A 25,618-nucleotide genomic window follows, 5' to 3' on the forward strand; every position below is an offset into this window, starting at 1 on the left:
AGCTCGGCATAGGCCGCATAGCCCCCTCAGTCGCTCCGCGACAGCTCCCCCAGAGGGGGAGCATCCGACTTCCGACTGGGGTCGGAAGCCGACGGCACTCGCTCCAAGTTCCGGGCGGGGACCTCATCCCGGCCCGACCACCTTCCACGGCAATCCATCGCTCAAAGAAAAACGGCGGGCTCTTGCGAGCCCGCCGTCATCCGTTCGATCCGTTTTAAGCGGATTAGAACTGCAGATCGAAGCCGAAGCGGATCGAGCGCGGCGGCTGGTAGGCCATCGGCGACTGGTAGTCCAGACGCGCGGTGCCCGTAGCCGTTTCGCCGAATTCGTTACGCTCGGCGATGTTCTTCAGGTTGAACACGTTGAACACGTCGGCGCGCAGGACCAGCGAGCTGTCTTCCGAACCGATCAGCGGCAGCGACGGCACGAACTTCGCCGGGACCGTATAGCGGACCGACATGTCGAAGCGCGTGATCCAGTCACCGTCGAAGGCCGTGCCGCGGTTGACCAGCTTGCCGCCGCAGAAGCGCGAAGCCGCGCCGTAGCTGTCGTTGGCGATGCTGGCGTCCGGCGTCGAACCGGCCGGAGCCGTGCCGATGCAGCCGTACTTACGCGGCGAGATGACCGAGAGGTTGCCACCGAACAGCAGGTTGTCGGTCAAGGCGTACGAGCCGAACAGCTTCAGCTGGTGGCCACGGTGGTTCGGCAGCAGGCCGTACGAGCCCGGCACGAAGGCCAGGTGGTCGAAGTCGACGGTGATGCCGGCGTCGGTCTGACCGTTGTCCGAACGCGCTTGGCCTTCGAAGTTACCCTTCGATTCCGAGAGCACGTACGAACCTTGCAGGCCCCACTTGCCGTCGAAGGCGCGCTCGAAGTTGAACTCGAGGCCGACGTATTCGCGCTTCACCTTCGGGAAGCCCATTTGGGCCGCCGTCACGGTGATCGTGCGGATCTGGGTCTCACCCGGCAGCGGATCGAACAGGGTGATGACCGCGTCCTTGCCCGGGTTGATGATCAGATACTGGTGCTCACCGAACCAGGTCTGAGCGCAGCCCGTGCCGGCGGCGTTGTTCAGCGCGTAGCCGTTAGCCGAGCACCAGTTGCGGACGCCGTAGTCGAGCAGGGCGTCTTCCGACACGCGGCCCAGGGTGCGGTAGGTCAGGTTGACACCGGCTTTCCACAGCGGACCGAAGCGGTGCTCGTAGCCGATGATGTACTCGTCCTGGAACGTCGAACCCAGGTTGTGGGCCGCGACGGCGTCCGGATCGGGCGAGGTGCCGGCGTTACGGGTGACGCAAGCCCACGAACCGGCCGCGGCGATCGAGCCAACGGCGGCGGCGCACTGGTTCAGCGTGCCGTGAGCAGCGGCCGTACCGATGATCTGCGCGCCGAGGCCCGCGGTCGGCAGACCCGTGATGGGGCTCAGACCCGTGAAGGTCGTCGCGCCGCCGGCGGGCAGGAAGAACTGCGAGTTGTCGATGGCCGGCGAAGCCGCGCGGAACGCGGTGTTCGAAGCCACCGGCACGTACGTACGACCGTACGACCCGTAGAGCTTGTCGTTGCGGTCGCCGAAGATGTCGTAGGCGAAGCCCATCCGCAGGCCGATTTCATTGCTGAAGCTCGAGAAGACCTGACCGTTCGGGTCGGCCACCGAGAACTGGTCCTTACGCACGCCCAGGTTCAGGGTCAGGCGATCGGTCAGGTCCCAGGCGTCCTGGATGTAGTAGGCCTTGTTGACGCCGTCGAAGCCGCCGCCCGTCTGGAACTTGCGGAGTTCGACATACTGCTGACCAGCGGCGACGAGGCCGCCCAGGTTGCTGGTCGCCGTGGCCTGGCGGTAGATGTAGTTGTAGCCGCCGTTACGCACGGTGAACTCGGTCAGGGTGGTGTTTTCCTGATCGTAGCCGCCGCGGACGTGGTGCGAGCCGAACAGCTTGAAGTAGATGTCGACGTCGCCGCGATAGAATTCACGTTCGGCGAGGAACGGGAAGGTGCTGGCGGCCACGGTCTGACGGCTCAGCGTGGTGGTGGAGCCGCGGGCGTCCTGGACCAGCGGTTCGCCGATCAGGTTGCCGACGTTGGCGTTGTCGACTTCGCTGCGGCCGTAGGCGGCCGAGATGGTCAGCCAGTCGGTGAAGCTGCCGGTATAGCGAGCGACGTAGTTTTCACCGCCCTGGTACAGGGTGTTGGCGGCCGTGCGATTGCCGACGACTTGGTCGTTGTCGAGCGAGTAACGGAAGACGTCGCTCTTTTGCTTACGGCTGCTGTCGAAGTAGGTGAATTCCAGGTGCTGGCGGTCGGTGATGTAGGCGTCCAGCTTGAAGGCGTAGAACGGATCCGCCGTGCGGAAGCGCGTCAGGTTGTTCTGGGCGCCGGCCGCCGGGTTGAACGTGTTGGCCGCGGTCTGGGTCTTCAGGCTGTTGAACGAGGCCAGGCCGTAGAAGAACAGGTGGTCCGGGATGATCGGGCCGCCGGCTTCGACGATCAGGCTCTTGTCCGTGCGCTTGGAGACCGAGTTGCGGGTGGTCAGGGCGTTCGGCGGCTGCTCACGCAGCGAGTTCGGCTCATAGTTGCCGTGCAGGGCGAACGTGAAGTCGTTCGAGCCCGACTTGGTCACGGCGTTGATCATGGCGCCGGTGCCGCGGCCGAATTCGGCCGGGAAACCGCCGGTCTTCACTTCGACCGACTTGTAGAACTCGAACGGGACGGTGGTGCCACCGATGCCGTTGACGAAGTTCGTGATGTTCAGGCCGTTCACGTAGAAGACGTTTTCACCGATCGACGAACCGCCGATGGCGGCTTGCGATTGGCCCTGCTGAACGAAGGTCGCGGCCGTGTCGCCGGGGATGGCCGAGGGGGCCAGCAGCGTCAGGGCGGTCACGTTCCGGGCGATCGGAACTTGCTTCGACAGGGTTTCGACGTCGACGACCAGGCCGGTCGTGGTGTTGGCGAAGTCGAGCTGCGGGTTGGCGGTGCCGGTGATGACGACTTCCGAAACGGTCTCGCCTTCGGCGGCCAGGGTAAAGCCGTAGTTCGACGCCGCGCCGGTGCGGACGCTGACGTTGCCGTCGCTAGCCGCGACGAAGCCGGCCTTGTTGATCGAGACCGAATAGCCGCCGGTCGGAATCAGGGCCGCGCGGAAGCCACCCGACGAGTCGGTGGTCAGGTTACGCTCGAAGCCTTGAGCCAGCGACTTCACGACGACGGTCGCGCCGGCGATCGGGGCGCCCGAGGTGTCGGTGACGGTGCCGATCAGGGTGCCGCTCGAATAGTCCTGAGCGCTGGCCACGGTCGGCGCGACCATGGCGATCGTACCGATCGCCGCGGGCACGGCGATCGTCGCGAGCCCGGCGAGCAGCGTCGACGTCAGCAGGCGCGCGCGCGCGCTGCCCTTGTGGGTGGTTTTCATGCTCATCAATATCCCCTCTGCCATGGCGCATCGAACTAAGGCCGGGCAAGAACCCCTCAAGAAACTTTGCCCGACCCCGGCGGAATTCCGTCTGACGGCGCCACGAGATCACTGGTGTCCCGGAAACATTTTCCCGGTTGGGGCGACGTTAGGAGCCGGTCACGCCAGGGGTCAATTGTCATTGCAGAATTGTAATCCACATCGCGACCCCCTGTCGCATAAACGCCACAGGGTGGCCGCTTTTCGAAAGATCACCGCTCCACGGGGATACCCGCCCCCCATGTCGTGAGGGAGAATCTTAACCACTCGATTGTTTTCCTGGGGTTATTTCGTCCGCGAAGAACACGGTTTCCGAAATTCTCCTTTCGAAGAATTTTTCGCGACAATCCACCCCACCCCGATTGACATCGAGGAAATCATCCCCGCGATCGGCGCAATTATGCTAAAAGTTTTTTAATCTTCGCTACAATATCGGCACAATCTCCCCGAGTTAGCCTTTTGCCTGAGCACGGGCGTAGACACCGGTGACCATTGCCTAGGCGCCTCTCGGCCGCGAAGATGCGGCGGCGGCGGACCGCGCCGCGCGATCTTCTCTTTCGGCGAGCCCATGAGCGATTTCCGACGTGTAACCGAGTCTCTGTCCGTCAGCCCGCAGGTTACTGAGGCCGACATGGCCCGGGCGGCGGCGGAGGGATTCGTGCTGGTGATCAACAATCGCCCCGACGGCGAGGACCCCAGCCAACCGCCGGGCGCGGCCATCGAAGCCGCGGCGAGGGCCGCCGGCCTGGACTATCTGTACGTGCCGGTGCGCGGCGGGCCGACGCCCGACCAGGTCGACGCGGTGCGCGCGGCGGTCGAGGCGGCGGATGGGGCCGTGCTGGCCTTCTGTCGCTCGGGCACGCGCTCTATCGTCACCTGGTCGATCGGCCAGGCGCTGGCGGGGGAAGACCGCGAGACCCTGGTCAACCAGGGTCGTCAGGCGGGTTACGATCTCTCGGGCGTACTGCCGGGCTGAGGCCGGGTCAGCCTAGAAGGCGGCCGCCTCGCGCGCCGCCATCGGCGTCGGTTCAGCCTCGCAGCTGGCCAGGGCGAACTGAACCATGATGATACACAGAACAGCGAAGGCCGCGCGCTGGAGCCGTTTTGAGACAAAAATCGCCGCGTCCGCCGCCATGATCCGCTCTCCAAGAGTTACTGGAGAGGCACAGCGCAAGACCGGCGCCGCCACGGGATCCGCCGACAGGCCGATTCCCCATCCAAGAGCAGCGGGAACGCCCCGATGATCCCCTTCGTCCGCGAGCTGGAATTCGAACACGGCCGCTGCGACCAGGTTTCCCCCCTGATCCGGCGGGTGCTCGCGCCCAATCCGGGCCCGTTCACCTATACCGGCACCGGCGTCTACATCGTGGGCCGGGGCGAGGTGGCGGTGATCGATCCCGGTCCCGACCTGGCCGAGCACTTCGAAGCCTTGAAGACCGCCCTGGCGGGTGAACAGGTCACCCACGTCCTGGTCACCCACCACCACCTGGACCACTCCCCCCTCGCCCATCCGCTGGCCGAGGCGTTCGGGGCCAAGGTCCATGGCCTGCCAGCGCCTGGGGGTGACGGCGAGGTCTCGGCCCCTGGCCTGGAGGAAGGCGCCGATGGACGCTTCCGCCCCGATGTCGAGCTCGCGGACGGCGATGTCCTGACGGGTCCGGGTTGGACGCTGGAGGCCGTGACCACGCCAGGCCACACCTCCAACCACGTCTGCTTCGCCCTGAAGGAGGAGAACGCCTTCTTTTCGGGCGACCACATCATGGGCTGGTCGACCACGGTGATCACGCCGCCCGACGGCGACATGGGCGACTATTTCGCCAGCCTGGCCAAGGTGCGGGCGCGAAACTTCGACACCCTGTGGCCGACTCACGGCGCGCCGGTGCGCGAGGTGGGGCCGTTCATCGACGCCTATGTCGCCCACCGCCGCGCGCGGGAGGCCCAGATTCTCGAGGCGCTGGGCGCTGGCTTCACGACGATCAAGGCCATGGTGCCCAGCCTCTACGCCGCCGTGGACCCGCGCCTGCACCCGGCCGCCGCCCATTCGGTGCTGGCCCACATGATCCTGCTGGTGCGCGAGGGGCGCGTCGTCAGCGGCGGCCGGCCCGGTCTGGACACCGAATACCGGCCGGCCTGAGCCCTACCCCTTCACGGACCTGATCAGCTTCTCGATCCGCGCGCAGTTGCGGCCCTGGTCGGGGCCGGCGTCGCGGCCGATCGAGCGCATGTCCACACGCGAGCCTTGCGCGTCGGGACGCACCCGCACCGCCAGGTCGTCGGTGAGGCCATACCAGAAACTGCGCCCGGTCGCTTCGAGACGCCCCTCCATGGGCGCGTCGGTGACAAGGGTCATGCCTGAGGCCAGCACGGCGGCCTTGATCGCCGCATAGGCGTCGCCGGGCGCGCGCGCGCTGATCACCGGCTGGGCGGCCGGGCAGGTCTCGGCGTTGATTTCGGCGATCCGGCGACCCGCATAGGCGGCCGAGCCGACCGCCAGGCTCGGATCGTCGTCGACCGTCTGGGCCGAGCCGCCCCGCGCCGCCATGGCCGCATCCGAGAACGCCAGCGGCGTTTGCCAGTCCGTCGAGACATCGTGAATCGGCGGGGCCAATCCCTGCAACGCCTTGGCCCCCGACATCACCACCAGGGTGACGCCCGTCACCAGCAAGGCCAGCACCGCCGCCCGCCACAGACGCGAGAAGCCGCCGATCAGCGCGACGATCAGGCCAATGAGCGCGGTCGCGACGCTGAGCAGGGCGGCCTTCGGCGCCCAGTCGAGGGTCATCAGGGTGTAGCCCAGCGGCCGGCCGATCGCTTCCAGCTTCACGCCCAGCGCGCCGCCGCCGACCAGGATGGCGGGGACCAGGGCGATCAGGAGCGCCACGTCCAGATACAGCCGAGCCCAGCTTGGGGACTTGCTCGCCCTGGCGCCTTTGCCCCCCTTTTGGGCCTTGCGAGCCGGCGCGATCGGCACGGCGAACGGCAGGACCTCCGGCGCCTCCCCGGCGACTGGCGCGGCGACCGGCGCGGCGACCGGCGCGGCGATTGGCGGCTCGGGCGATTCGGGCTCGTTCAGCCGCAACGGGGCGTCCGGCTCGGGCGCGGGCGCGGGTTCAGGTTCAGCCGCAACGACCGGAACCTCGGTCGCCACCGGTTCGGCGGCTTCAAGGCTCTCGACGGGCTCGGGTTCGGGCGCCGCTTCGATCGCGGCGACTTCAGCGCTGGCCGTGTCGGTCGCCGAGTCGGGCTGAGCTTGCTCGGCCTCGGCCTCAACGACCGACTGGGGCTCCCCCAGCGCGGTCTCCGCCTCCACCTCCTCGACGGCCTCGGGCGCGTAGATCACTTCCGTCTGGCCTCCGTCGGCGGCGGCCAGGGTCGGCGCGGGCGCCGGCGCGGTCGGCAGTTCGTAGCCCTGGTCGGCGAGCCCCTTGCGGATCAGCTTCTTGTCGATCTTGCCGGTCGAGCCCAGCGGGATCTCGTCGACGAACAACACGTCGTCGGGCGTCCACCACTTGGCGATCTTGCCCTGGAGGAATTCCAGGAACTCCTCCTTGGTCGCGGTCTCGCCGTCCTTCAGCTTGACCAGCAGCACCGGGCGCTCATCCCACTTGGGATGCGGCACGCCGACCACCGCGGCCAGCGCGGCCTTGGGATGGCCGACGGCGATGTTCTCGATCTCGATCGTGCTGATCCACTCGCCGCCGGACTTCACCACGTCCTTGGCGCGGTCGGTGATCTGCATGAAGCCATGGTCGTCGATCGTGGCGACGTCGCCGGTGTCGAAGAAGCCCTCGTCATCCAGGATCTTGCCGCCGGCCCCCCGGAAGTATTCGGCGGCGATGATCGGGCCTCGGATCTTGAGGTTGCCGAACGCCTTGCCGTCGTGCGGCAGCGGGCCGCCGGCGTCGTCGCGCAGGCAGATCTCGACCCCCAGCGGCGGCCGGCCCTGCTTCAGGCGATAGGGCATCTGCTGATCGTAGGGCAGCTTCTCGATCTCGGCGGTCATCACCGAAAGGGTCCCGACCGGCGAGGTCTCGGTCATGCCCCAGGCGTGGACCACCTCGACGTCGTACTTCTCGTGGAAGGCGCGGATGATGCTCTCGGGACAGGCCGCGCCGCCGATCACCACCTTCTTCAGCATCGGCAGCGTCGCGCCGGTGGCCTCCAGGTGCTGCAACAGCATCTGCCAGACGGTCGGCACGGCGGCCGAGAAGGTCACACCCTCGGTGTCCAGCAGCTCATAGATCGAGGCGCCGTCCATTTTGGCGCCGGGCATCACCATCTTGGCCCCCGTACCCGGAGCCGAGAACGCCACGCCCCAGGCGTTGGCGTGGAACATCGGCACCACCGGCAGGATCACGTCCTTCTGCGACAGGCCCATCACGTCGGGCTGCAGTGTGATCAGCGTGTGCAGGAAGTTCGAGCGGTGCGAGTACATGACCCCCTTGGGGTCGCCCGTCGTGCCCGAGGTGTAGCAAAGGCCCGCCGCCGTGCCCTCGTCGAACCCACCCCAGGCGCACTCGGCGTGGTGTTGCTCGACCAGGTCCTCGAAGGCCAACAGGCCCTTGAAGTGCGGCGCCTCGCCGGCCGGGGCGAAGTCGGCCGGCATGTGGTCGCGGTCGGTCAGGACGACGACATGCTCGACGTTCGGCAGACGCGGAATGATCGCGGCGATGATCGGCAGGAAGCTGAGATCGGTGAAGATCAGCCGGTCGCCGCCATGGTCGGCGATCCAGGCGATCTGTTCGGGGAAGAGGCGCGGGTTCAGGGTGTGGCAGACCGCCCCGATGCCCATGATCCCATACCAGGCCTCCATGTGGCGGCCGGTGTTCCAGGCCAGGGTGCCGACGCGGTCGCCGGGCTTGACCCCCAGGGCCAGCAGGGCGTTGGAGACACGCTTGGCGCGATCGCGGATCTGGGCGTAGGTCGTGCGCACGATCTGCCCCTCGACCGATCGGCTGACCACCTCGCGATCACCATGCCACTTGGCCGCGTGGTCGATGATCTTGTCGAGGGTCAGCGCCCCATGCTGCATCAGCCCCTGCATCAAAGCCCCGCTCTCCCGATTGATTATCGTTGTTCACGCGAGGCTATCGGTGTGCGGCGCGACACGCAACGCGCAGCGCCCGAGGCGGGAAAAGCGTCGATCTGTCGGGTAGGCCACGCACGCGCTAATCGGTCGCAGGCGCGGTAAGGAGACTCTTGGTTGCGATCAGCGGATAGTCCTCGCCTGAGCGAACGCAGTTCGATGGCTGGAGACGACCTTGGGCTGGGTGGCCAAGACACTCGCGGACGAGCGACTGGACGAGGTCGCCGGCGATATCCGCCGGCTCAGCCTGTCGCGCGTGATCTCGGGCTTTTTCGCCGCCGCGATCATCGGCCTGGCGTTGGGCTACACGGTCTCGCTCACCTGGCTGGCCGCCTTTCTCGTCGCCGAGGGCCTGGCGTTCCTGGCCACGCGGCGCTTTGGTCGAGGCCAACCGGGCCCGCTTCACGATCGCGCGGCCTTCATCCTGGCGTCGATCCCGGTGAACGGCAGCTGGGCGGCCCTGGCGGCGCTGCTCTGGCTGAACGGTCCCGAGAAACTGAAGATCGCCGCCGTGGCCATCTGGTGCGGGCAGCTGGTCTTCACCCAGAATTATCGCCACCAGCCGCTGGCCCTGCTGATCATCAGCGGCCTGGCCCCGGCCGTCTGCCTGATCGTATTTCCCTTCTTCTTCATGCCTGGGAACGACCCGGTGACCCACGCCACGCGCTGGTCGCTGGTCCTGCTGATCGGCGCCACCCTGAACGTGGCGCTGCGCAACCGCGCGGCGGCTCAGCGCATGGACGAACTGACCCGTGGCCTCCGCGAGGAACGCGAGCGCGCCCTCGCCGCCAACCGCGCCAAGTCGACGTTCATCGCCGTCACCAGCCACGAGTTGCGCACCCCGATGAACGGCCTGCTCGGCATGGCCCATGCGCTGTCCCGCTCGAACCTGGACCGCGCCCAGCGTGAACAGATCGACCTGATGATCAAGTCGGGCGACAGCCTGATGCAATTGCTGAACGACGTGCTGGACCTCTCGCGCATCGAAGCCGGCAAGGTCGAGTTGGCGCCCGCGGCGATTGATCCGCGGACCATCGTCACCGAGGTGGTGGACGCCTGGCGCGACGCCGCCGAGGCCAAGGGCCTGTCGCTGTTCGCGAACTACGAAACCGACCTCCCGGCCTGGATCTCGGCCGACCCCCTGCGCATCCGCCAGGTGCTGACCAATCTGGTGTCCAACGCCGTGAAATTCACCCGCCGAGGCCACGTGCGCATCTCGGCTGGGGCCGAACCGCAAGACGGCGGCGGCTGGCTGGTGCGGTTCACCGTCTCGGACACGGGTCCCGGCGTGCCGATCGAGGCGGCCGAGCGGATTTTCAGCAGCTTCACCCAGGCCGATCAGACCATCTCGCGCAGCCATGGCGGCGCCGGCCTGGGCCTGACCATCTCGCGCGCCCTGGCCCGCCGGCTGGGGGGCGACCTTGTGCTGCGCCCTGGCGTCAGCGGGGCCTGTTTCGTGTTCAGCATCCAGGCGGGGACGGCCGAGGCCCCCGTCGCGGTCATCGTGGACGCGACCCTCCAGGACGACACGCTGGGCCAGATCCACGTGCTGATGGCCGAGGACAACGCCATCAACCAGCTGGTGGTGCGCACCATGCTTGAGCCCGCCGGCGTCGCCCTCACCATCGTCGAGAACGGCCGCGACGCGCTCGAGGCCATGTCCCAGCAGCACTACGACTGCGTGCTGATGGACATCAACATGCCCGTGATGGACGGCATCACCGCGCTGGAAGCCATCCGCCAAGGCAAGGCGGGCAATCCCGCCCTGCCCGTCATCGCCCTGACCGCCTCGGCCATGGCCGGCGATCGCGAACGGTTCCTGGGCCTGGGCTTCGACGACCACCTGGGCAAGCCGGTCAAGCCGATCGACCTGATCATGGCCATCGCGCGGGCCGTGAACCCGGAGCCGCCCGACGAAGGGCTGCTGCGCGGAGCGGCCTAGCCCATCGTCTCCGCCAGGGCCCGGGCCTCGTCCTCGAAGGCGTTGACCGTGTCGACCTTGCGCCAGGCGATCTCGCCGGTGTCGCGGGTCAGCTGGGTCTCCAGGACCGCCACGTCGGCGTCGGACGCGTCGTTGATCCGAGCGGCCACGCGGGCGCGCAGCACCTCCGGCGGCGCCTCCAGCCAGACGCCCAGGAAGCCGACGTCCAGGCTCTTGGCCAGGGCCTCGGCGCGGGCGCGCTCCTCGGGCTTCAGGAACACCGCGTCCAGCACCACCGAGCGCTTGGCCTTCAGGCACAGCTCGGCGTCATGGAACAGCTGGTCATAGACCTTGGCGCTCATCTCCGGCGTATAGGCCTCGCGCGGCAGGCGCTGCAGGGACGGCACGCCCCACAGGCGCTTGCGGATCTCGTCGGTGCGCAGGACCACCGCGCCGGGGGCCGAGCCCAGGCCCGGCGCGCAGACGCGCGAGAAGGTCGACTTGCCCGAGCCTGACAGGCCGCCGGCCGCCACCAGGCTGACCGGCTTGGGGGCCAGGTGCTCAAGGGCTGTGTTGAGGTAAGCCCGGGCGGCCTCGTCATCGCCGGTGTAGGCCCAGACGTGGGTGCGCACGGCGGCGCGGACGCTGAGCATCAACGGCAGGGCCGCCAGCCCCGTCCACAGGCCTTCGCCAAACGTGCGGGCGGCCTCGTCCAGATAGGCGTTCAGCACCCGCCCGGCCGCGTCGCGGCGACGGCGGAAATCCAGGTCCATCAGCAGGAACGCCAGGTCGTACTGCACATCGATGTCCGACAGCGTGTCGTTGAACTCGATGCAGTCGAACAGGATCGGCTGGCCGTTCTCGATCAGGATGTTCCCCAGGTGCAGGTCGCCGTGGCAGTGGCGGGCGAAGCCCTCCTTGGCGCGGCCGTCCAGCAGGGGGCCGAGGCGCTCGAGGGCGATGTCCGTCTCCTGCACCAGGCGCTCGACCGCCTGCTTGCCCAGGCGCGAGGACAGGCCGCGCAGCAGGTTGGCGTTCGAGCGGATCGTGTAGCCCAGAGCCGAGACCCCGCCGCCTTGCGGACGCAAGCTGGAGCCGGCGTGGAAGCGGGCCACCGTGCGGCCCAGCGAATCCTCCAGCTCGTCGTCGATCGCCCAGGGCTGGGTGGCCAGCACGCCGTTCTGGTCGAAGCGGCGCATCTCCAGCAGGTACTCGACGATCTCGCCCTGGCCGTCGATCTCAAGACCGCCGTCGGCCAAGCGGGTCAGGCAGCGGACCTCGCGATAGATGTCGGGCGCGGCGGCGCGGTTGAAGGTCAGCTCGCGCTCCAGCGCCCAGCGGCGCAGCTCCAGCGTCGAGTAGTCCAGGAAGCCGAAATCGACCGGGCGTTTCACCTTGAAGGCCGAGTCGCCGATCAGGAACACCCGGGCGCACGACGTCTCGATCGTGTTTTCCGCTCGCTCGCCGAACCAGGCGGCCACTTCCTGCTCGCGCGCGGCTTCCGCGTCCTTGATCACGCCGAAAATCCCATCTCTGCACGCACGAAAACCGGCGCCGGCGCTGCATAGCCGAAACCAAGGCGGGAGTCGCCTCGCGCGGCCCTTGCTACAGTCAAGTTTTCGCGGTTAGATTGTATCGAAGCCAGTCAACGCGAGTTTCCCATGCTTATCGGCGCGGGTTTGAAACGGTCGGGACAGAAGCGCGAGGAGATCCTCGCCTCGGCCAGGGCCCTGTTCCTGCGGCAGGGCTACGCCGACTCGGGGATGGAGGTGGTGGCCCGCGCGGCCGGGGTCTCGACGGCCACCCTGTACGCCTACTTCCCGGGCAAGGCGGATCTGTTCAAGGCCATCGTCATGGAGACGGTCAGCGTCATCGCCGCCCCCGTGCGCGAGGCGGCGCGGACCAAGGGCGACGCCCGCACCCGCCTGACCGCCCTGGCCACGGCCTACGCCACCTTCTTCTCGCGCCCCGACACCCGGGCGATGTTCCGGATGGTGACCGCCGAGCGTCGCCGCTTCGAGGACGTCGCCGAATACTTCCTGCAGAGCGCCCGTGACGAGCTGGGCGGCGCGGCGATCGCGGTGATCAACGACCTGGTCAAGACCGGCGAACTTCGCGTCGCGAAAACCTCCTGGGCCGCCGGCCAGCTGATGGGAATGCTTGACCACGTGACCCTGGTCCTGGGCCTGTCGGCGGGCGACGAGGCCCAGTCCCGACGGCCGGTGCGGGATATCGCCGAGGACGCGGTGGAGACGTTCCTGGCGCGGTACGGGGCGCGGGCGGGTTAGGGGCGGAGGATTTTGAGGTCGGTTGTGGGTGGAAAGGGCCGCTCGACACGTTCTTCTGGAGCTACGCCTTCGGGGACGCCTCCAACCTACCGCTCTTGCGTCCTAGGAGGCAGCCTGTAGCCTAATTTGTGGAAATCTTGGGGCGAGACCGTGTCGCAGGACGTAGCCGACGAATACCTTGAGGAGGTCCTGAAGGACAGCTTCGAACGCGAGCTAGACGTCGACGAGAATGTGGCTCGCACATTACCGTTTTTCGCGGCGGCTTTTGCTTTCGCGGGCCCGATGTTCACCTACATTATCGCGAAGCTGCCCCCGTCCGGTGGGGTGCTCGGCGTCGTCCTTCGGTTCATGCTGGCAGCCGCAGCGGTATCGGCTTGCATCGTGCTAGGCAATTTATTCAAAGCTGTCCGCCGTCGCGATTACAGAATCCCCCCTTCCGAGCCCGATCTCGTCAACTACGTTCAGGAGTTGAAGAGCGCGTATAGGCTGACCGGCCTGACGCCCAAGTTTGTACAGCTTCGAACCAAGGAGAAGTTGAGCGAGCTGATGGTCCGCCACTATGCCGAGGACACGGCTCACAATCGGTTGGTCAATGCCCCTAAGCTCACGGCTCGCGCCGAAGGCTTCACGTGGCTTGTGATCATGTTGAGCATCGCTTTTTCGATGATTGGCATTATGTTTGTCACTGATGAGGTGACTAAGCTTCGTAAGTTGGAAAGCAACAATGTCGCTGACAGCAACGCCAAGGTCCGCCCCCAAGGCCGAGGGCAAGACGAAGGCCAAGACCGGCGCGAAGGCGCGGGCGCCGCTTCAGGTCAAGACGTACAGCAAGCTGGCCAAGGGCGCGGCGCTGAAGACCGAGGTCAAACTGCCGAGGGAGCCGCAGGGTCAAACGTTGACGCTCGGCGCCGAGCCCCCGCTAACAACGCTCTGGAACCTCGTGCAGCTGAAAGGTCTCATCAAGTGAGCGACGCTGAAAAGGGCAATGGCGGCCAGCAGCCGGCCCCGTCACCGCCGCCAGTTCAACCCGCGCCGGCGACGAGCCTGCCTCAGCCTCCTGCCGGCCAGGTTCTCAAGAAGAACTTCTGAGCTACCGGCCGCGTGATTGAGCCCATACCTCCGTCGCAACTCAATGCCTGAACGGGTGGGACGGCGGACCTACTGGCTAATCGCCGGCACCAGCAATCGCCAACCGTTGGGCGCATCCTCCCAAAAACTAATGCTTGGTAACTCGCTTGACGCCAGGGACTTGGCATACCGTTCCCTGATCGCCGCTCTTACGGGAGTAGCGGCCGGCGCTAGCAGGCGAGCCAGCCACGGCGCAAGGTCGAGATCGGCTCGTGCAGCCCCGCAAAGCAGGGCTTCGGTTTCCGAACCGACCTGCCACTCGTCCGCATGAAGCAGATCGCGAGCGAGGACGTGGTCGAACCACAGATCAATCAGCTCTTCGATGGCGGCGCGCTCGGTCGGCGCCCAAGTGTTCCAACGGGCGAGCCGCAGTTTGCCCAGGACAATCTCCACGTCGGGCAATGAGCCGGGATCGTGGAAGGCCAAATCCAAGATGCGCGGTAACAGATAGCGGAAGTCGCGATCGCCACCGACTGTTAGAAACGCCCCAGTCACGTAGCGCCACAGCATCGGACCGTCGAGATCGCGAAGTGGCGTGGCGAGCAGCAAGTCGACACGGCGTGTTCCAACGCAGCACGGACAGCCCTCAATCGACGTAGGCGTTGGTGCCGCGAAAAGATCGTAGACCTTCTCAATCATCGCTTGGGCGGACTCTTCAATCGATGTCAGCAGCGGTGTGCCCATAGAAACGTGGTGCATCTCCTCGATGCAAAGTGCAACGGCAACGTCTGTCATGGGTCAATAGCGGACTACACCAAGCCCCCTCACCCCATCGGCTTGTCCAGCGACGTCGGCGGAAGGCTGAACCACTTCGGCCCCTGCGGCGTCATGTGGAGACAGTCCTCCAGCCGCACGCCGAACTCGCCGGGGATGTAGATGCCGGGCTCGTCGGAGAAGCACATGCCGGGCGCCAGCTTGGTGGTTTCCGACATGACGAAGTTCACCGGCTCGTGGCCGTCCATGCCGATACCGTGGCCGGTGCGGTGCGACAGGCCCGGCAGCTTGTAGCGCGGGCCCCAGCCCAGGGTTTCGTAATAGGCGCGTACGGCGCGATCGACCGCGCCGGCCTCCACGCCGATCTGGGCGGCCTCGAAGGCGATCTGCTGACCGCGCGCGACGTCGGTCCAGACCTTGCGCTGGCGGGCGGTGGCCTCGCCAAACACGAAGGTCCGCGAGATGTCCGACTCGTAGCCGCCGACATTGCAGCCGCAATCCATCAGCACGACCTGGCCTTCACCCAGCACCTGGGGCTGGCGCGAGCCGTGCGGATAGGCGCTGGCCTCGCCGATCAGGATCAGGTTGAAGCTGACCCGCCCGCCCAGCGCCGTCGTGCGCTCGGCCATCAGGGCGGCGATGTCGCGTGGCCCCATGCCGGCCCGGACATTGGCGTGGGTATGGCGCAGGGCCGCGACCGTGATGTCGGCCGCGACCTGCATCAGGGCGATCTCGGCGGGGGTCTTGATCATCCGGCAGCCCCGGAAGACGGCCGCCCCCGAGACGACCTTCGCCGACGGCAGCGCCGCGGCCAGGCCGTCGACGATAAAGGTCCGGATCGTCTCCTCGACGCCGATCTTGCCGGACGCCAGCTTGCGGTCGGCCAGCAGGCCGGCGGCGATCGCATAGGGATTTTCGTCCTCTTCCCAGGGACGGATCTCGGCCGGAACGCCGAGGCTCTGGCGGATCGACGGCTCCTCGAACTTCGGCATCACCATGCCGACCTGGCCTTCACGCGGGATGATCGCCAGGGTCGGCCGCTCGCTACGGCTCCACTGCACGCCGGTGAAGTAGTCCATCGACGACCCGGCCTCAGTGATGATCGCCGACAGGCCCAGCTTGGCCATCAGCGCCTGGGCGCGCTCCAACCGCGACTGCCGCTCGGCGGGTCCGATCAGGGCGAGGCCGTCGGTCAGCTTCTTGACGCCGTCCTGCCGGGCCCAGGCCGGAGCGCTCACCGCGACCGCGCCGGCCGCGGCGGCCGCGGCGGCCGCCGCGGCCGCCAGGAAGCCGCGTCGGCCGAGGGTTTGAAAAGCCGTCATGTCGATCCTCGAAACCAGGGCGTCACATCAGTGTTGGGCGACCGGCGGCAACCTCCACCGTCCGGTCACCGCCGAAAACCCATTTTCCCGCTGCCCAGCGCGGCAGCTCAGCCCTTGGGCTGTGCCACGACCCGCAGGTATGGCTTCAGGGTCTTCCAGCCGTCCGGATACTTGGCGGCGGCGGCCTCGTCGCTGACGCTGGGCGGGATGATCACGTCGTCGCCCGGACGCCAGTTCACCGGCGTGGCCACTGTGTGCCGAGCCGTCAGCTGGCAGGAATCCAGCAGGCGCAGCACTTCGTTGAAGTCGCGGCCCGAGGTCATCGGATAGATCAGCATCGCCTTGATCTTCTTGTCAGGGCCGATGATGAACACCGCGCGGACCGTGGCGTTGTCGGCGGCCGTGCGGCCGTCCGAGGTGTCGCCCGCGCCTTCCGGCAGCATGTCATAGAGCTTGGCGACCGCCAGGTCGGTGTCGCCGATCATCGGATAGTTGACCGCGTGACCTTGAGTTTCCTCGATGTCGGCGGCCCACTTGGCGTGGTTCTCGACCGGGTCGACCGACAGGCCGATGACCTTGGTGTTGCGCTTGTCGAACTCGGGCTTCAGGCCCGCCATGTAGCCCAGCTCGGTCGTGCAGACCGGGGTGAAGTCTTTCGGGTGCGAGAACAGGATCGCCCAGCCGTCGCCGATCCAGTCGTGGAAGGTGATCTCGCCCTGGGTGGTCTTGGCCGTGAAGTTCGGGGCCTCGGAATTGATCCGCAACGACATGAGGTCGGTCTCCGGTCCTGGTCGGCCTACGGGCCGGCCCTGTGGCAATGGGGTTGCTCACGCGCTGCGATGGCCCATCTCGCGCTAACGTTTAGCGCGCTAGGCTTAGCGGCCCGCGCCGACTTCCGAAAGGTGCGGTAGGGCGGTCGATGCGAACCCTGTTCACGGAAACAGCCGCTTGGTGGTCCAGCCGCCGTCGGCGCGGTCGAACACCAGGCGCTCGTGCAGGCGAAAGGGGCGGTCGCGCCAGAACTCGATCGACACCGGCACGATGCGGTAGCCCGACCAGTGCGGCGGACGCGGCACCTTTCCCAGGCCGAACTTCAAGCCCATCTCGGCGACCCGCTTCTCCAGGGCCAGACGGTCGGGCAGCGGACGCGACTGGTCGCTGGCCCAGGCGCCGAGCTGGCTGTGGCGGGCGCGGCTGGCGAAATAGGCGTCGGCCTCGGCCTCGGTCACCGGCTCGACCACGCCCCGGATCCGCACCTGGCGTCGCAGCGACTTCCAGTGGAACAGCAGGGCGGCCTTGGGCTGGCCATCGAGCTCCCGCCCCTTGGCGCTGTGGGTGTTGGTGTAGAAGACGAAACCGCGCTGATCGAAATCCTTCAGCAGCACCATGCGCGAGTCCGGCATGCCGTCGGCGTCGACCGTCGAGACGGTCATGGCGTTGGGATCGCTGGGCTCCTTCTTGCCCGCCTCCTCCAGCCATTCGGCGAACAGGGCCAGCGGGTCCTCTTCCGACAGCAGGGGCGGCGGCGTCGCCTGGGTCACCTGGCGGACATAGTCGTCCTCGCTGGGCGAGGCGGGGATCAGGGTCGGGTCGGCGCTCATGAAGTTGATATAGGCCCGCCGAGCGACGTGGGCCACCTTGACGGCGAGGCTTGCCGTCTCAATCTTTGGGAGACCACACTGAGAGCTTGCCCCATGAAGTTGAAGACGCGTCTGACCCTGGCCTATGCCGAGCTCACCTTGGCGGCTGGCGCGCTGATCGGAATGGTGGCGATAGACCTGACCCAGCCGCGCGGCGTGCTGGGCTTGGCCGGCGCTGGAGTTGGCGCCCTGCTGAGCGTGCTCATCCTTGGCCCGCTTTGCTACGCCTCGTGGAAGCGCCTGGGCAGGACGCGCGCTGAAATCGTCGCCCTCGGTCCCGACGCTGCGCCATCGGCCACGCTCTGGGTCGCGCCGCGCGTTTCCGGCGCGCTTGGCGTGATGATCCTGGTCGCGGCCCTCGCGGTCGCCCTTGTCCCCGCGCTGCTGCTGGGTTGAAGTCTTAACTTAACCCGCCGTTGACCATCCTGCGGCAGGGTCGCCGGATGACTGCCCGCGCCTCCGCCTTGACCCTCGCGGCCGCCCGCGCCCTTCTGGGCGTGGCGCCGGGCGCGGACGAGCGTGAGCTGCGCAAGGCCTATCGCGAGACCGCCAAGCGGGCCCATCCCGATCGCCCGACCGGCGACGCGGCCCTGTTCCGTGACGTGCTGGCGGCCTACCGCCTGCTGCAGGACACCCCGCCCGTCCAGCACAACTTCCCACCGGCCGTGACCAATGCGGTCCCGATCGTCGACCGCGTGTTCCTGGACATCGACATCGCCACGGCCGTGACCGGCGGCGCGGAAGACCTGACGATCGACGGCCGTCACCTGCGCCTGAAGCTGCCCGCCGGCCTGCGCGAAGGCGACAAGGTCCGGGTCGAAGGCGTGATGTTCGAGGTCCGGATTCGCGCCCAGGACGGCGCCCTGGTGCGCGGCGACGACCTGTGGCTGACCGGCAAGGTCGATCCGCGCGTCCTGTCCGAGGGCGGCCGAGTCGACGCCGACACCCCGCTGGGCCCGCGCCCCGCCTGGATCTCGACCAAGGCCGCCGAGCGCGGTCTGGTTCGCCTGCCCGGCCAGGGCCTGCCCGCCCGCGCGGCGCACAAGGCCGGAGACCTGTTCCTGCGCCTGGAAGCCGCCGAGACCGGCGCGGAAAGTCCCGCCCGTTCGCTGCTGAAGCGGTTCGCGGCGGCCTGGGCGGCTTAGGCGATTCCTCCAAAATCCTCCCCCTAGCGGGGGAGGTGTCGGCGCGCAGCGGCGACGGAGGGGGAAGAGGCAACCTCGGCGGAACTTCCCCCTCCGGCGCTTCGCGCCACCTCCCCCGCTAGGGGGAGGATTAGTCGCGCACGATCTTTTTTCTGACCCTACCCTTGAAGTTATATCGCGCACGATTAAATCGTTCACATCACTGCAAGCCAAGGAGCTTCCCGATGACCACCCTCTACACCACCCGCGCCACCGTCGTCGGCGGCCGTGACGGCCATGCCCGCAGCGAGGACGGCCTGCTGGACGTCCAGCTGTCGATGCCCAAGGCCCTGGGCGGCAAGGAGACCGGCACCAACCCCGAGCAGCTGTTCGCCGCCGGCTACGCCGCCTGTTTCCAGAGCGCCATGGCCCACGTCGCCCGCACCCAGAAGATCGCCCTCACCGGCTCGACCGTGACCGGCCAGGTCGGCCTCGCCACCCAGGAGGTCGGTTTCAAGTTGGAAGTCGCGCTGGAAGTCGAAACCCAGGGTCTGAGCCAGGCCGACGCCGAAGCCCTGGTTGCGACCGCTCACCAGGTCTGCCCCTATTCGAACGCCACGCGCGGCAATGTCGACGTGGCCATCACCGTGAAGGCCGCCTAAGCAGTCGTGTCATGACCCAGAAGAAGCCCGCGCCGTCCGATGCTCCGATCGAGGTCCTGCGCCTCGACAACCAGCTGTGCTTCGCCCTCTACGGCGCGGCCAATCGGATGACGCGGCTCTACCGGCCGATGCTGGACGCCCTGGGGCTGACCTATCCGCAGTATCTGGCCATGCTGGTGCTGTGGGAGGCCAGTCCCCGGACGGTCGGGGCCCTGGGCGACGCCCTGGACCTCGATTCCAGCACCTTGACCCCGCTGCTCAAGCGCCTGGAAGCCGGCGGCCTCGTCGAGCGCACCCGCGATCCGGAGGATGAGCGGCGGGTCATCGTGGCCCTGACCGACAAGGGGCACGCCCTGCGCGACCAGGCCGCGACCATACCCGAGAAGCTGTTCTGCGCCCTCGACATGCCGCTCGAGGCGATGGGGAGCTTGCGCGAACGGCTGAAGACCGTGGCGCGCTAGAGCGCGATAGCCGAAAGTGTGAGCGGTTTCGGCGGTCATCGCGCTCCAGGTGCAAGTTGTCGTCGGCCGAGCGACCGCCTAAAGCAGAACCCCTGTCGAGGGTCTCATGCCGCGTAACAAACCGATCCGCGCCGCCATCTACGGCGCCTGCCACGCCAACGCCTTGCTCAAGCTGCTGCAGGGCATTCCGGGCCTGAAGGGCAAGATCCAGTTTACGCCGATCCCGGCGACCATGAACATCACCGCCGAGGAAATGGACGCGTTCATCGCCTCCGTCCCCGACCTGGATGTGGTGCTCTACCAGCCGATCTCGGCCAATTATCGCGGCCCGCAATTCGCTTCGGCCCGCATTGTCGAGGCCGCCGGCGCGAACACCACCCTGATCAGCTTCGCCTACTACCATTTCGAGGTCTACACGCCGTTCATCACCTCGGCCCTGCCCGGCCTGCCCGAGCCGCCGACCGAGTATATGGACTATCTGCTGGGGGCCCTGATCGCCCGGGGCTTCTCCGACGAGACGATCGTCGACCGCCTGCAGCACCTCAAAGGGCTGGCGCCCTATGTCGAGGGCATGGTCGGGGCGGCGTTCTACGAGTTCGGGGTGCGCGAGGAGCGGGTGCTGGACGGCGACCGGCCGCTGGACATCCGCATCTCCGACCGCGTGCGGGCGCTCTACAAGGACAAGCGCCTGGGTCACACGCCCAACCACCCCTCGATCCTGCCGATGCGCTGGATCGCCGACGACATCCTCGCGCGGCTGGAGCCGATGATCGGCAAGACCTTGGGCGCGCGCTGGTCGCTGAAGGGCGATCCGTTGGACGAGATCCAGTTCTTCGCCGCGCCGTTCGTGCGCGAGGCGTTCGGCATGACCTTCCAGGACAAGCCGATCACTATGACCAAGACCCACGGCCGCCAGACTCTGGCCGACTACGTGAAGGGCCAGCGGCCGTTCTACGAGGCGATTCCGCGCGAGCAGTTCATCCAGGCGGTCGAGACCATGGCCCAGCCGACGGCCAGGCCCTGGTACACGCCACTGCTGACGACGGACTAGACGAGCGGCGGCTGCTGGGCTTGCTGCTGCGCCGTCTGGCGGGCGCGATGCGCCGCGTGGTCGGCGTCGCTGGTCTGGCGAAGGGCCCGCAGGTCCTCGCTGATTCGAAAGACGGCGACATAGAACTCGCAGAAGGCGCGCCACAGCAGCACCAGGGCGCCGGCAACCAGCAGGCCGGCGATCAGCACCGGGAAGGCCAGCAGCAGCGAGCCGACGCCCGGCTCCTTCAGCGCCAGGCCGACGGCGGCGCCGACGACCGAGAAGCCGAACAGGGCCACGACCCCGAGGCCAGCCCAATAGATGAAGTGGATCACCGGCCCGGTAACCAGACGATCGAACGTCAGCAGATCCCAGAGCAGCGAGTTGGACCCGCGCTTAGTCTTTTTGGCCGGAGGCATACTGGACCCCAAGTCGGCGACAAACGCCCCTTTGGGCCATCGCTACCAGTGACGAGCCCGCTCGGCAATGCCGGGCGGGCTCGTGGTTGAATCGGCGTGGACCGTGCGTGGCCTACTGCGGCTTGGCGCCGGCGACCGTGGCGTCGATCTGGGCCTTGGTCGCCGTGGTCTGGACACTGCCGTCCACGGTGGCGCTGAGGCTGTTGGCCGGCAGGGCGAATTTCACGCCGCCATTGGTCACGATCACGTTGGTCGAGCCATCGGCGCCGGTGCTGGTGCCGGTGATCTGGCCGACGGACACGCCGGCGGCGTCCTTCACGGCCGAACCAACCTTGAAGCTGGCGACGGTGGCCGAGCTGGGCGTGGCGGCGCTATCGGCCGTGCTGGCCGACGGCGGCGTCGCCGGCGTGGCCGGGGTCGCCGAGCTCACGCCCGGATTGGCCGGCGTGGCGGGATTGGCCGGGAGGGCGCCGGGCTTGGTCGTCGACTGACCAGGCGCGGTCAACTGGCCTGGGGCCGTGGCCGAGTGGCCCGGCGCGGTCGTGGCGGCCGGCGGCATCGCGCCCGTCGGGTTGGGCGGCGCGGTCGTGGTGGTCGTGGTGCTTTGTGCGAAGGCGGCGCCGGCGAACGTCAGGGACGCGGCGGCGGTGAGCAGGGCAAGCTTGTGGGTCATCTGTACTCTCCGTCGAGGGCCCCTCCCTTGCCGGAAACAACGTCACCTTGCGGCCGGGGTTCCGTCGGCGAGTCGACGCGAGCACGCCTTGCGCTTGCATTGACTTGGCGTCCGCATGAGGATCGCGGCGGTTCCGCAGCGCCCGAGGACGAGATGCAAACGCCGCTGGATCAGGTCCGGGCCAAGGTCGCTTCACAGAAGACCGCCCTGCCCGCGCTGTATGGCGAAGTCGACTTCGACCTGACGCCGGAGCGCTTCACGGACGATCCGGCCAACAGCGTCGCGCCGCGCCTGGCGAAGAGCGGGCTTGATCCCGACAAGGCCGCCCTGATCAAGGCCTACACGATGCTGGGCGACGTCGTGGCCGACGCCTATGCGGCCCTGATGCCGAAATACGGCTTCCGTCCGCTGATCGCCATGCTGACCAAGGCCTGCGACGATGGCGTCGAGGCCGTCGCCGACGCGCCGCCGGAGCTGGTCGCCTTCATCGCCGACATGGAGACCACGCCCGACTGGGTCGACATGGACCTGGTCCGCGAAGGTCAACGACTGGACCGCAACGCCGCCGCCAATCTCGGCCCGTTCGCGATCCGGGGCGCGTTCATCGCCACCTTCATGAACAAGTACGCCGCCCTGCCGATGGCCCTGACCGGCGCCCTGTCGAGCGACACGGCCGCCCGGCGGGTCAACGAGACGGCGACCTTCTTCACCACCACCTTGCTGCCCGGCGCGCTGGAGCGCCACGGCGCCGGCTTCAAGGCCGCCGCCATGGTGCGACTGATGCATTCGATGGTGCGGTTCAACGCCCTGAAGCGCTCGGACCGCTGGGATGTCGGCGTCTATGGGATCCCGATCCCGCAGGTCGACCAGATGCCGGCCGGCCTGATCCCCATCTTCCTGATGAGCTACAAGATCGTCGCCACGGGCCGGATGGTCTTCACGCCCGAGGAGCGCGCCCGCGTCGAGCTGGCCCGCTACCGCTGCTTCCTGCTGGGCCTGCCCGAGGACCTGCTGGCCGACACGCCACAGGGGGTCGTGGACACCATGAACGCCCGCAGCGGCTCCCTGCGCGCCGGCTTCGACGACGCCACCTGCGGGGAACTGGTCCGCGCCACCTTGAACGCCTACCTGCCGCCCGACGAGAGTCTGGCCAACCGACTGTTCGACGGCGTCGAGCGCGGTTTCGCCAAGGTGTTCTTCCTGCGCAACTTCCTGAACGGCGACCACGCGGCGGCCCGGCGAATGGGCGTCGAGATCGGCGCTTTCGACCTCGCCCTGTTCGGCGTGATCGCGCTGATTGTGACCAGCAAGCTGCTGGCCTATCGGCTCGCGAGGAATGTCCCAGGCCTATCGGATGTCGCCGACCGCCGGCTGGTGGCCAAGCTGAGGAAGCAGCTCGCGCGCTACGGCCACGCGGAGTTCACGTCGGACGCCGAGACATACCGGCCCACGGGCGGAGCCAGAACAGCGACGGCCTAGACGGCTCCAGCCGCTAGACCATCCCCACCGTCTTCAGACGGGCGCGGGGGTGGATTTCGTTCTGGCTCATCACCACGGTCTGGCCCCGGAAGCGCTCGATGATCGAGCGGACATAGGGGCGGATGCCGGGGCTGGTCAGCAGCACGGCGGCCTCGCCGGCCAGGGCGGCGCGCTCGAAGGCGTCGCGGACGCCGCGGATGAAGTCCTGCAGGCGCGAGGGCGGCAGGGCCAGTTGCTTGTCGTCGCCGGGCCCGATCAGGGCTTCGGCGAAGGCCTGCTCCCAGTCGGCCGACAGGGTGATGATCGGCAGGGCGCCGTCGTCGCCGCGATTGGCCCAGCACAGCTGGCGGGCCAGGCGCGCGCGGACCTGCTCGACCAGCTGGGTGACCGAGGCGGTGTGAGGCGCGGCTTCGCCGATGCCTTCCAGGATCTGCGGCAGATCGCGGATCGAGACCCGCTCGCGCAGCAGCGACTGCAGCACGCGCTGGACCGTGGCGGCCGTGGCGGTGCCCGGGATCAGGTCGTCGACCAGCTTGCGCTGCGCCTCGGGCAGCTCCTTCAGGAGCTTCTGGACCTCGGCGTAGGACAGCAGGTCGGCCATGTTCTCCTTGAGGATCTCGGTCAGGTGCGTGGTCAGCACCGTGGCCGGATCAACGACCGTATAGCCGCGGAAGGTGGCTTCCTCGCGCAGGTCGTCGGCGATCCAGGTGGCCGGCAGGCCGAAGGCGGGCTCGCGCACGTGCTCGCCGGGCAGCTCGACCTGGCCGCCGCGCGGGTCCATGGCCATCAGGCTGCCCAGGCGGACTTCGCCGGCCCCGGCTTCCATTTCCTTGATGCGGATCGCGTAGCCCTGGTTGGCCAGGCGCATGTTGTCGAGGATCCGCACCGGCGGCATGACGAAGCCGAACTCGCCGGCCAGGGTCTTGCGCAGGGCGCGGATCTGGTCGGTCAGCTTGCGGCCGTCCAGGTCGTTGATCAGGGTCAGCAGGCCGTAGCCCAGCTCGATCTTGACGTCGTCGATGGCCAGCGAAGCGCTGATCGGCTCTTCCTCGGCCTCGGCGGGCGCCGCGGCCTCGAGGTCGGAGACGTCTATCTGCTTGGGCTTCTTGGCGTCCTGGATGCGCTTGTAGGCCAGGGCGCCGGCGCCCAGGGACAGCACCGCGAACGGAATGATCGGCATGCCCGGGATCAGGGCGATGATGCCCGACGAAGCCGAGACCATGCCCAAGCCGGCCGGGTTCATGCCCAGCTGGGTCATCAGGGCCTTGTCGGCCGAGCCTTCGACACCGGCCTTCGACACCACCATGCCGGCGGCGATCGAGATGATCAGGGCCGGGATCTGGCTGACCAGGCCGTCGCCGATGGTCATGATCGTGTACGAGGACGCGGCCTCGCCGATCGGGATCTTGTGCTGCACGACACCGATGATGATGCCGCCGACGATGTTGATGCCGGTGATGATCAGGCCGGCGATCGCGTCGCCCTTCACGAACTTGCTGGCGCCGTCCATGGCGCCGAAGAACGTGCTTTCCTGCTCAAGCTCCTTGCGGCGCAGCTTGGCCTGTTCCTGGTCGATCAGGCCGGTCGACAGGTCGGCGTCGATGGCCATCTGCTTGCCGGGCATGGAGTCCAGGGTGAAGCGGGCCGCGACTTCCGCGATCCGGCCCGAACCCTTGGTGACGACCATGAAGTTCACCACCACCAGGATGATGAAGATGATCACGCCGATGACGAAGTTGCCCTGCATCATCAGGTGACCGAAGGCCTCGATGACCGCGCCGGCCCCGCCGGTGCCTTCCTGGCCGTGGCCGAGGATCAGCCGGGTCGAGGCGACGTTCAGGCCCAGGCGGTACAGGGTCGCCACGAGCAGGACGGTCGGGAACGAGGTGAATTCCAGCGGGCGCTTGATCAGCACCGCCGTCATCAGGATCAGCACGGAGCCGGTCAGCGAGATGGCCAGCAGCAGGTCCAGCAGGACCGGCGGAACGGGCAGGATCAGCAGGACGATGATGCCCACGACGCCCAGGGCCAGGCCCATTTCGCCGCGCAGGAACCCGTCCAGCAGCGAACGGGCGCTGGGCATGGAACTCGCGGTCGGGGCGGCGGCGTCGGCCATTCTGAACCTTGAACCGTTGATGTCGACAGACCAGCGCTTGAAGCGATTTGCGGTCGGCCGCCATCTCCTTAACCAAAATTAGCCATGTTCGGCGCCGGACGGATGGT

General features: G+C 67.6%; 22 protein-coding genes. 11 read left to right on the top strand and 11 right to left on the bottom strand.

Annotated elements, in window-relative coordinates:
- Nucleotides 1–223: 223 nt before the first annotated feature.
- On the bottom strand, nt 224–3,415 hold the full coding sequence (locus AC1RRV_RS20155) for a TonB-dependent receptor (RefSeq protein WP_492861438.1): 3,192 nt from the start codon (nt 3,413–3,415) through the stop codon (nt 224–226).
- Between the two features lie 601 nt (nt 3,416–4,016).
- Between AC1RRV_RS20155 and AC1RRV_RS20160 the strand changes: the two genes are divergently transcribed.
- Nucleotides 4,017–4,424, top strand: coding sequence for a TIGR01244 family sulfur transferase (locus tag AC1RRV_RS20160; RefSeq protein WP_492861439.1), 408 nt, complete (start codon nt 4,017–4,019; stop codon nt 4,422–4,424).
- 12 nt (nt 4,425–4,436) lie between these two features.
- Here the strand turns inward: AC1RRV_RS20160 and AC1RRV_RS20165 are convergent, their stop codons facing one another.
- Nucleotides 4,437–4,583, bottom strand: a complete 147-nt coding sequence (locus tag AC1RRV_RS20165) for a hypothetical protein (protein ID WP_492861440.1) — start codon at nt 4,581–4,583, stop codon at nt 4,437–4,439.
- Nucleotides 4,584–4,688: 105 nt separating this feature from the next.
- Between AC1RRV_RS20165 and AC1RRV_RS20170 the strand changes: the two genes are divergently transcribed.
- Nucleotides 4,689–5,582, top strand: coding sequence for an MBL fold metallo-hydrolase (locus AC1RRV_RS20170; protein ID WP_492861441.1), 894 nt, complete (start codon nt 4,689–4,691; stop codon nt 5,580–5,582).
- Between the two features lie 3 nt (nt 5,583–5,585).
- Here the strand turns inward: AC1RRV_RS20170 and AC1RRV_RS20175 are convergent, their stop codons facing one another.
- The gene (locus tag AC1RRV_RS20175; protein ID WP_492861442.1) at nt 5,586–8,492 is read right to left on the bottom strand and encodes a long-chain-fatty-acid--CoA ligase; all 2,907 of its coding nucleotides are present in this window, start codon (nt 8,490–8,492) and stop codon (nt 5,586–5,588) included.
- 226 nt (nt 8,493–8,718) lie between these two features.
- Between AC1RRV_RS20175 and AC1RRV_RS20180 the strand changes: the two genes are divergently transcribed.
- A complete protein-coding gene (locus AC1RRV_RS20180) occupies nt 8,719–10,476 on the top strand; it encodes a response regulator (protein WP_492861443.1) in 1,758 nt (585 codons plus the stop codon).
- Here AC1RRV_RS20180 and AC1RRV_RS20185 read toward each other — a convergent pair.
- The gene (locus AC1RRV_RS20185; protein ID WP_492861444.1) at nt 10,473–11,972 is read right to left on the bottom strand and encodes a bifunctional aminoglycoside phosphotransferase/ATP-binding protein; all 1,500 of its coding nucleotides are present in this window, start codon (nt 11,970–11,972) and stop codon (nt 10,473–10,475) included. The two genes, AC1RRV_RS20180 and AC1RRV_RS20185, sit on opposite strands and share 4 nt — an antisense overlap.
- Nucleotides 11,973–12,116: 144 nt before the next feature.
- Here AC1RRV_RS20185 and AC1RRV_RS20190 point away from each other — a divergent pair, with 144 nt between their 5' ends.
- Nucleotides 12,117–12,743, top strand: coding sequence for a TetR/AcrR family transcriptional regulator (locus tag AC1RRV_RS20190; RefSeq protein WP_492861445.1), 627 nt, complete (start codon nt 12,117–12,119; stop codon nt 12,741–12,743).
- Nucleotides 12,744–12,893: 150 nt separating this feature from the next.
- Nucleotides 12,894–13,832 carry a hypothetical protein gene (locus tag AC1RRV_RS20195; RefSeq protein WP_492861446.1) on the top strand — a complete coding sequence of 313 codons (939 nt, stop codon included), beginning with the start codon at nt 12,894–12,896 and terminating at the stop codon, nt 13,830–13,832.
- Nucleotides 13,833–13,901: 69 nt separating this feature from the next.
- Here AC1RRV_RS20195 and AC1RRV_RS20200 read toward each other — a convergent pair whose 3' ends face one another.
- The 4 genes from AC1RRV_RS20200 to pdxH form a co-directional block, all read right to left on the bottom strand.
- Nucleotides 13,902–14,606, bottom strand: coding sequence for a hypothetical protein (locus tag AC1RRV_RS20200; protein WP_492861447.1), 705 nt, complete (start codon nt 14,604–14,606; stop codon nt 13,902–13,904).
- 29 nt (nt 14,607–14,635) lie between these two features.
- Nucleotides 14,636–15,907: a M24 family metallopeptidase gene (locus tag AC1RRV_RS20205; protein WP_492861448.1), complete on the bottom strand. Its 1,272-nt coding sequence runs from the start codon at nt 15,905–15,907 to the stop codon at nt 14,636–14,638.
- 107 nt (nt 15,908–16,014) lie between these two features.
- The gene (locus AC1RRV_RS20210) at nt 16,015–16,677 is read right to left on the bottom strand and encodes a peroxiredoxin (protein WP_492861449.1); all 663 of its coding nucleotides are present in this window, start codon (nt 16,675–16,677) and stop codon (nt 16,015–16,017) included.
- A gap of 162 nt (nt 16,678–16,839) precedes the next feature.
- The gene (gene pdxH / locus AC1RRV_RS20215; protein ID WP_492861674.1) at nt 16,840–17,508 is read right to left on the bottom strand and encodes a pyridoxamine 5'-phosphate oxidase; all 669 of its coding nucleotides are present in this window, start codon (nt 17,506–17,508) and stop codon (nt 16,840–16,842) included.
- A gap of 93 nt (nt 17,509–17,601) precedes the next feature.
- On the opposite strand from pdxH, the gene AC1RRV_RS20220 reads away from it, so the two are divergent.
- The 5 genes from AC1RRV_RS20220 to AC1RRV_RS20240 all read left to right on the top strand — a co-directional run bounded on the left by AC1RRV_RS20220 (nt 17,602) and on the right by AC1RRV_RS20240 (nt 20,845).
- On the top strand, nt 17,602–17,943 hold the full coding sequence (locus AC1RRV_RS20220; protein WP_492861450.1) for a hypothetical protein: 342 nt from the start codon (nt 17,602–17,604) through the stop codon (nt 17,941–17,943).
- Nucleotides 17,944–17,990: 47 nt separating this feature from the next.
- Nucleotides 17,991–18,692 carry a DnaJ domain-containing protein gene (locus AC1RRV_RS20225; RefSeq protein WP_492861451.1) on the top strand — a complete coding sequence of 234 codons (702 nt, stop codon included), beginning with the start codon at nt 17,991–17,993 and terminating at the stop codon, nt 18,690–18,692.
- Nucleotides 18,693–18,916: 224 nt separating this feature from the next.
- Nucleotides 18,917–19,333: an organic hydroperoxide resistance protein gene (locus AC1RRV_RS20230; RefSeq protein ID WP_047410442.1), complete on the top strand. Its 417-nt coding sequence runs from the start codon at nt 18,917–18,919 to the stop codon at nt 19,331–19,333.
- 11 nt (nt 19,334–19,344) lie between these two features.
- Nucleotides 19,345–19,794: a MarR family winged helix-turn-helix transcriptional regulator gene (locus tag AC1RRV_RS20235; RefSeq protein WP_492861452.1), complete on the top strand. Its 450-nt coding sequence runs from the start codon at nt 19,345–19,347 to the stop codon at nt 19,792–19,794.
- A gap of 106 nt (nt 19,795–19,900) precedes the next feature.
- A complete protein-coding gene (locus AC1RRV_RS20240) occupies nt 19,901–20,845 on the top strand; it encodes a WcbI family polysaccharide biosynthesis putative acetyltransferase (RefSeq protein WP_492861453.1) in 945 nt (314 codons plus the stop codon).
- On the opposite strand, the gene AC1RRV_RS20245 is transcribed toward AC1RRV_RS20240, so the two are convergent.
- Both AC1RRV_RS20245 and AC1RRV_RS20250 read right to left on the bottom strand, forming a co-directional pair.
- Nucleotides 20,842–21,255, bottom strand: coding sequence for a DUF4282 domain-containing protein (locus AC1RRV_RS20245; protein WP_492861454.1), 414 nt, complete (start codon nt 21,253–21,255; stop codon nt 20,842–20,844). The genes AC1RRV_RS20240 and AC1RRV_RS20245 overlap by 4 nt on opposite strands.
- 100 nt (nt 21,256–21,355) lie before the next feature.
- On the bottom strand, nt 21,356–21,916 hold the full coding sequence (locus AC1RRV_RS20250) for a hypothetical protein (RefSeq protein WP_492861455.1): 561 nt from the start codon (nt 21,914–21,916) through the stop codon (nt 21,356–21,358).
- A gap of 153 nt (nt 21,917–22,069) precedes the next feature.
- Between AC1RRV_RS20250 and AC1RRV_RS20255 the strand changes: the two genes are divergently transcribed.
- Nucleotides 22,070–23,395: an oxygenase MpaB family protein gene (locus AC1RRV_RS20255; protein ID WP_492861456.1), complete on the top strand. Its 1,326-nt coding sequence runs from the start codon at nt 22,070–22,072 to the stop codon at nt 23,393–23,395.
- A 13-nt stretch (nt 23,396–23,408) separates the two neighbouring features.
- Here the strand turns inward: AC1RRV_RS20255 and flhA are convergent, their stop codons facing one another.
- A complete protein-coding gene (gene flhA / locus AC1RRV_RS20260) occupies nt 23,409–25,511 on the bottom strand; it encodes a flagellar biosynthesis protein FlhA (RefSeq protein ID WP_492861457.1) in 2,103 nt (700 codons plus the stop codon).
- Between the last annotated feature and the right edge of the window lie 107 nt (nt 25,512–25,618).

Source organism: Caulobacter sp. GW821-FHT11E10 (genome assembly GCF_058808375.1).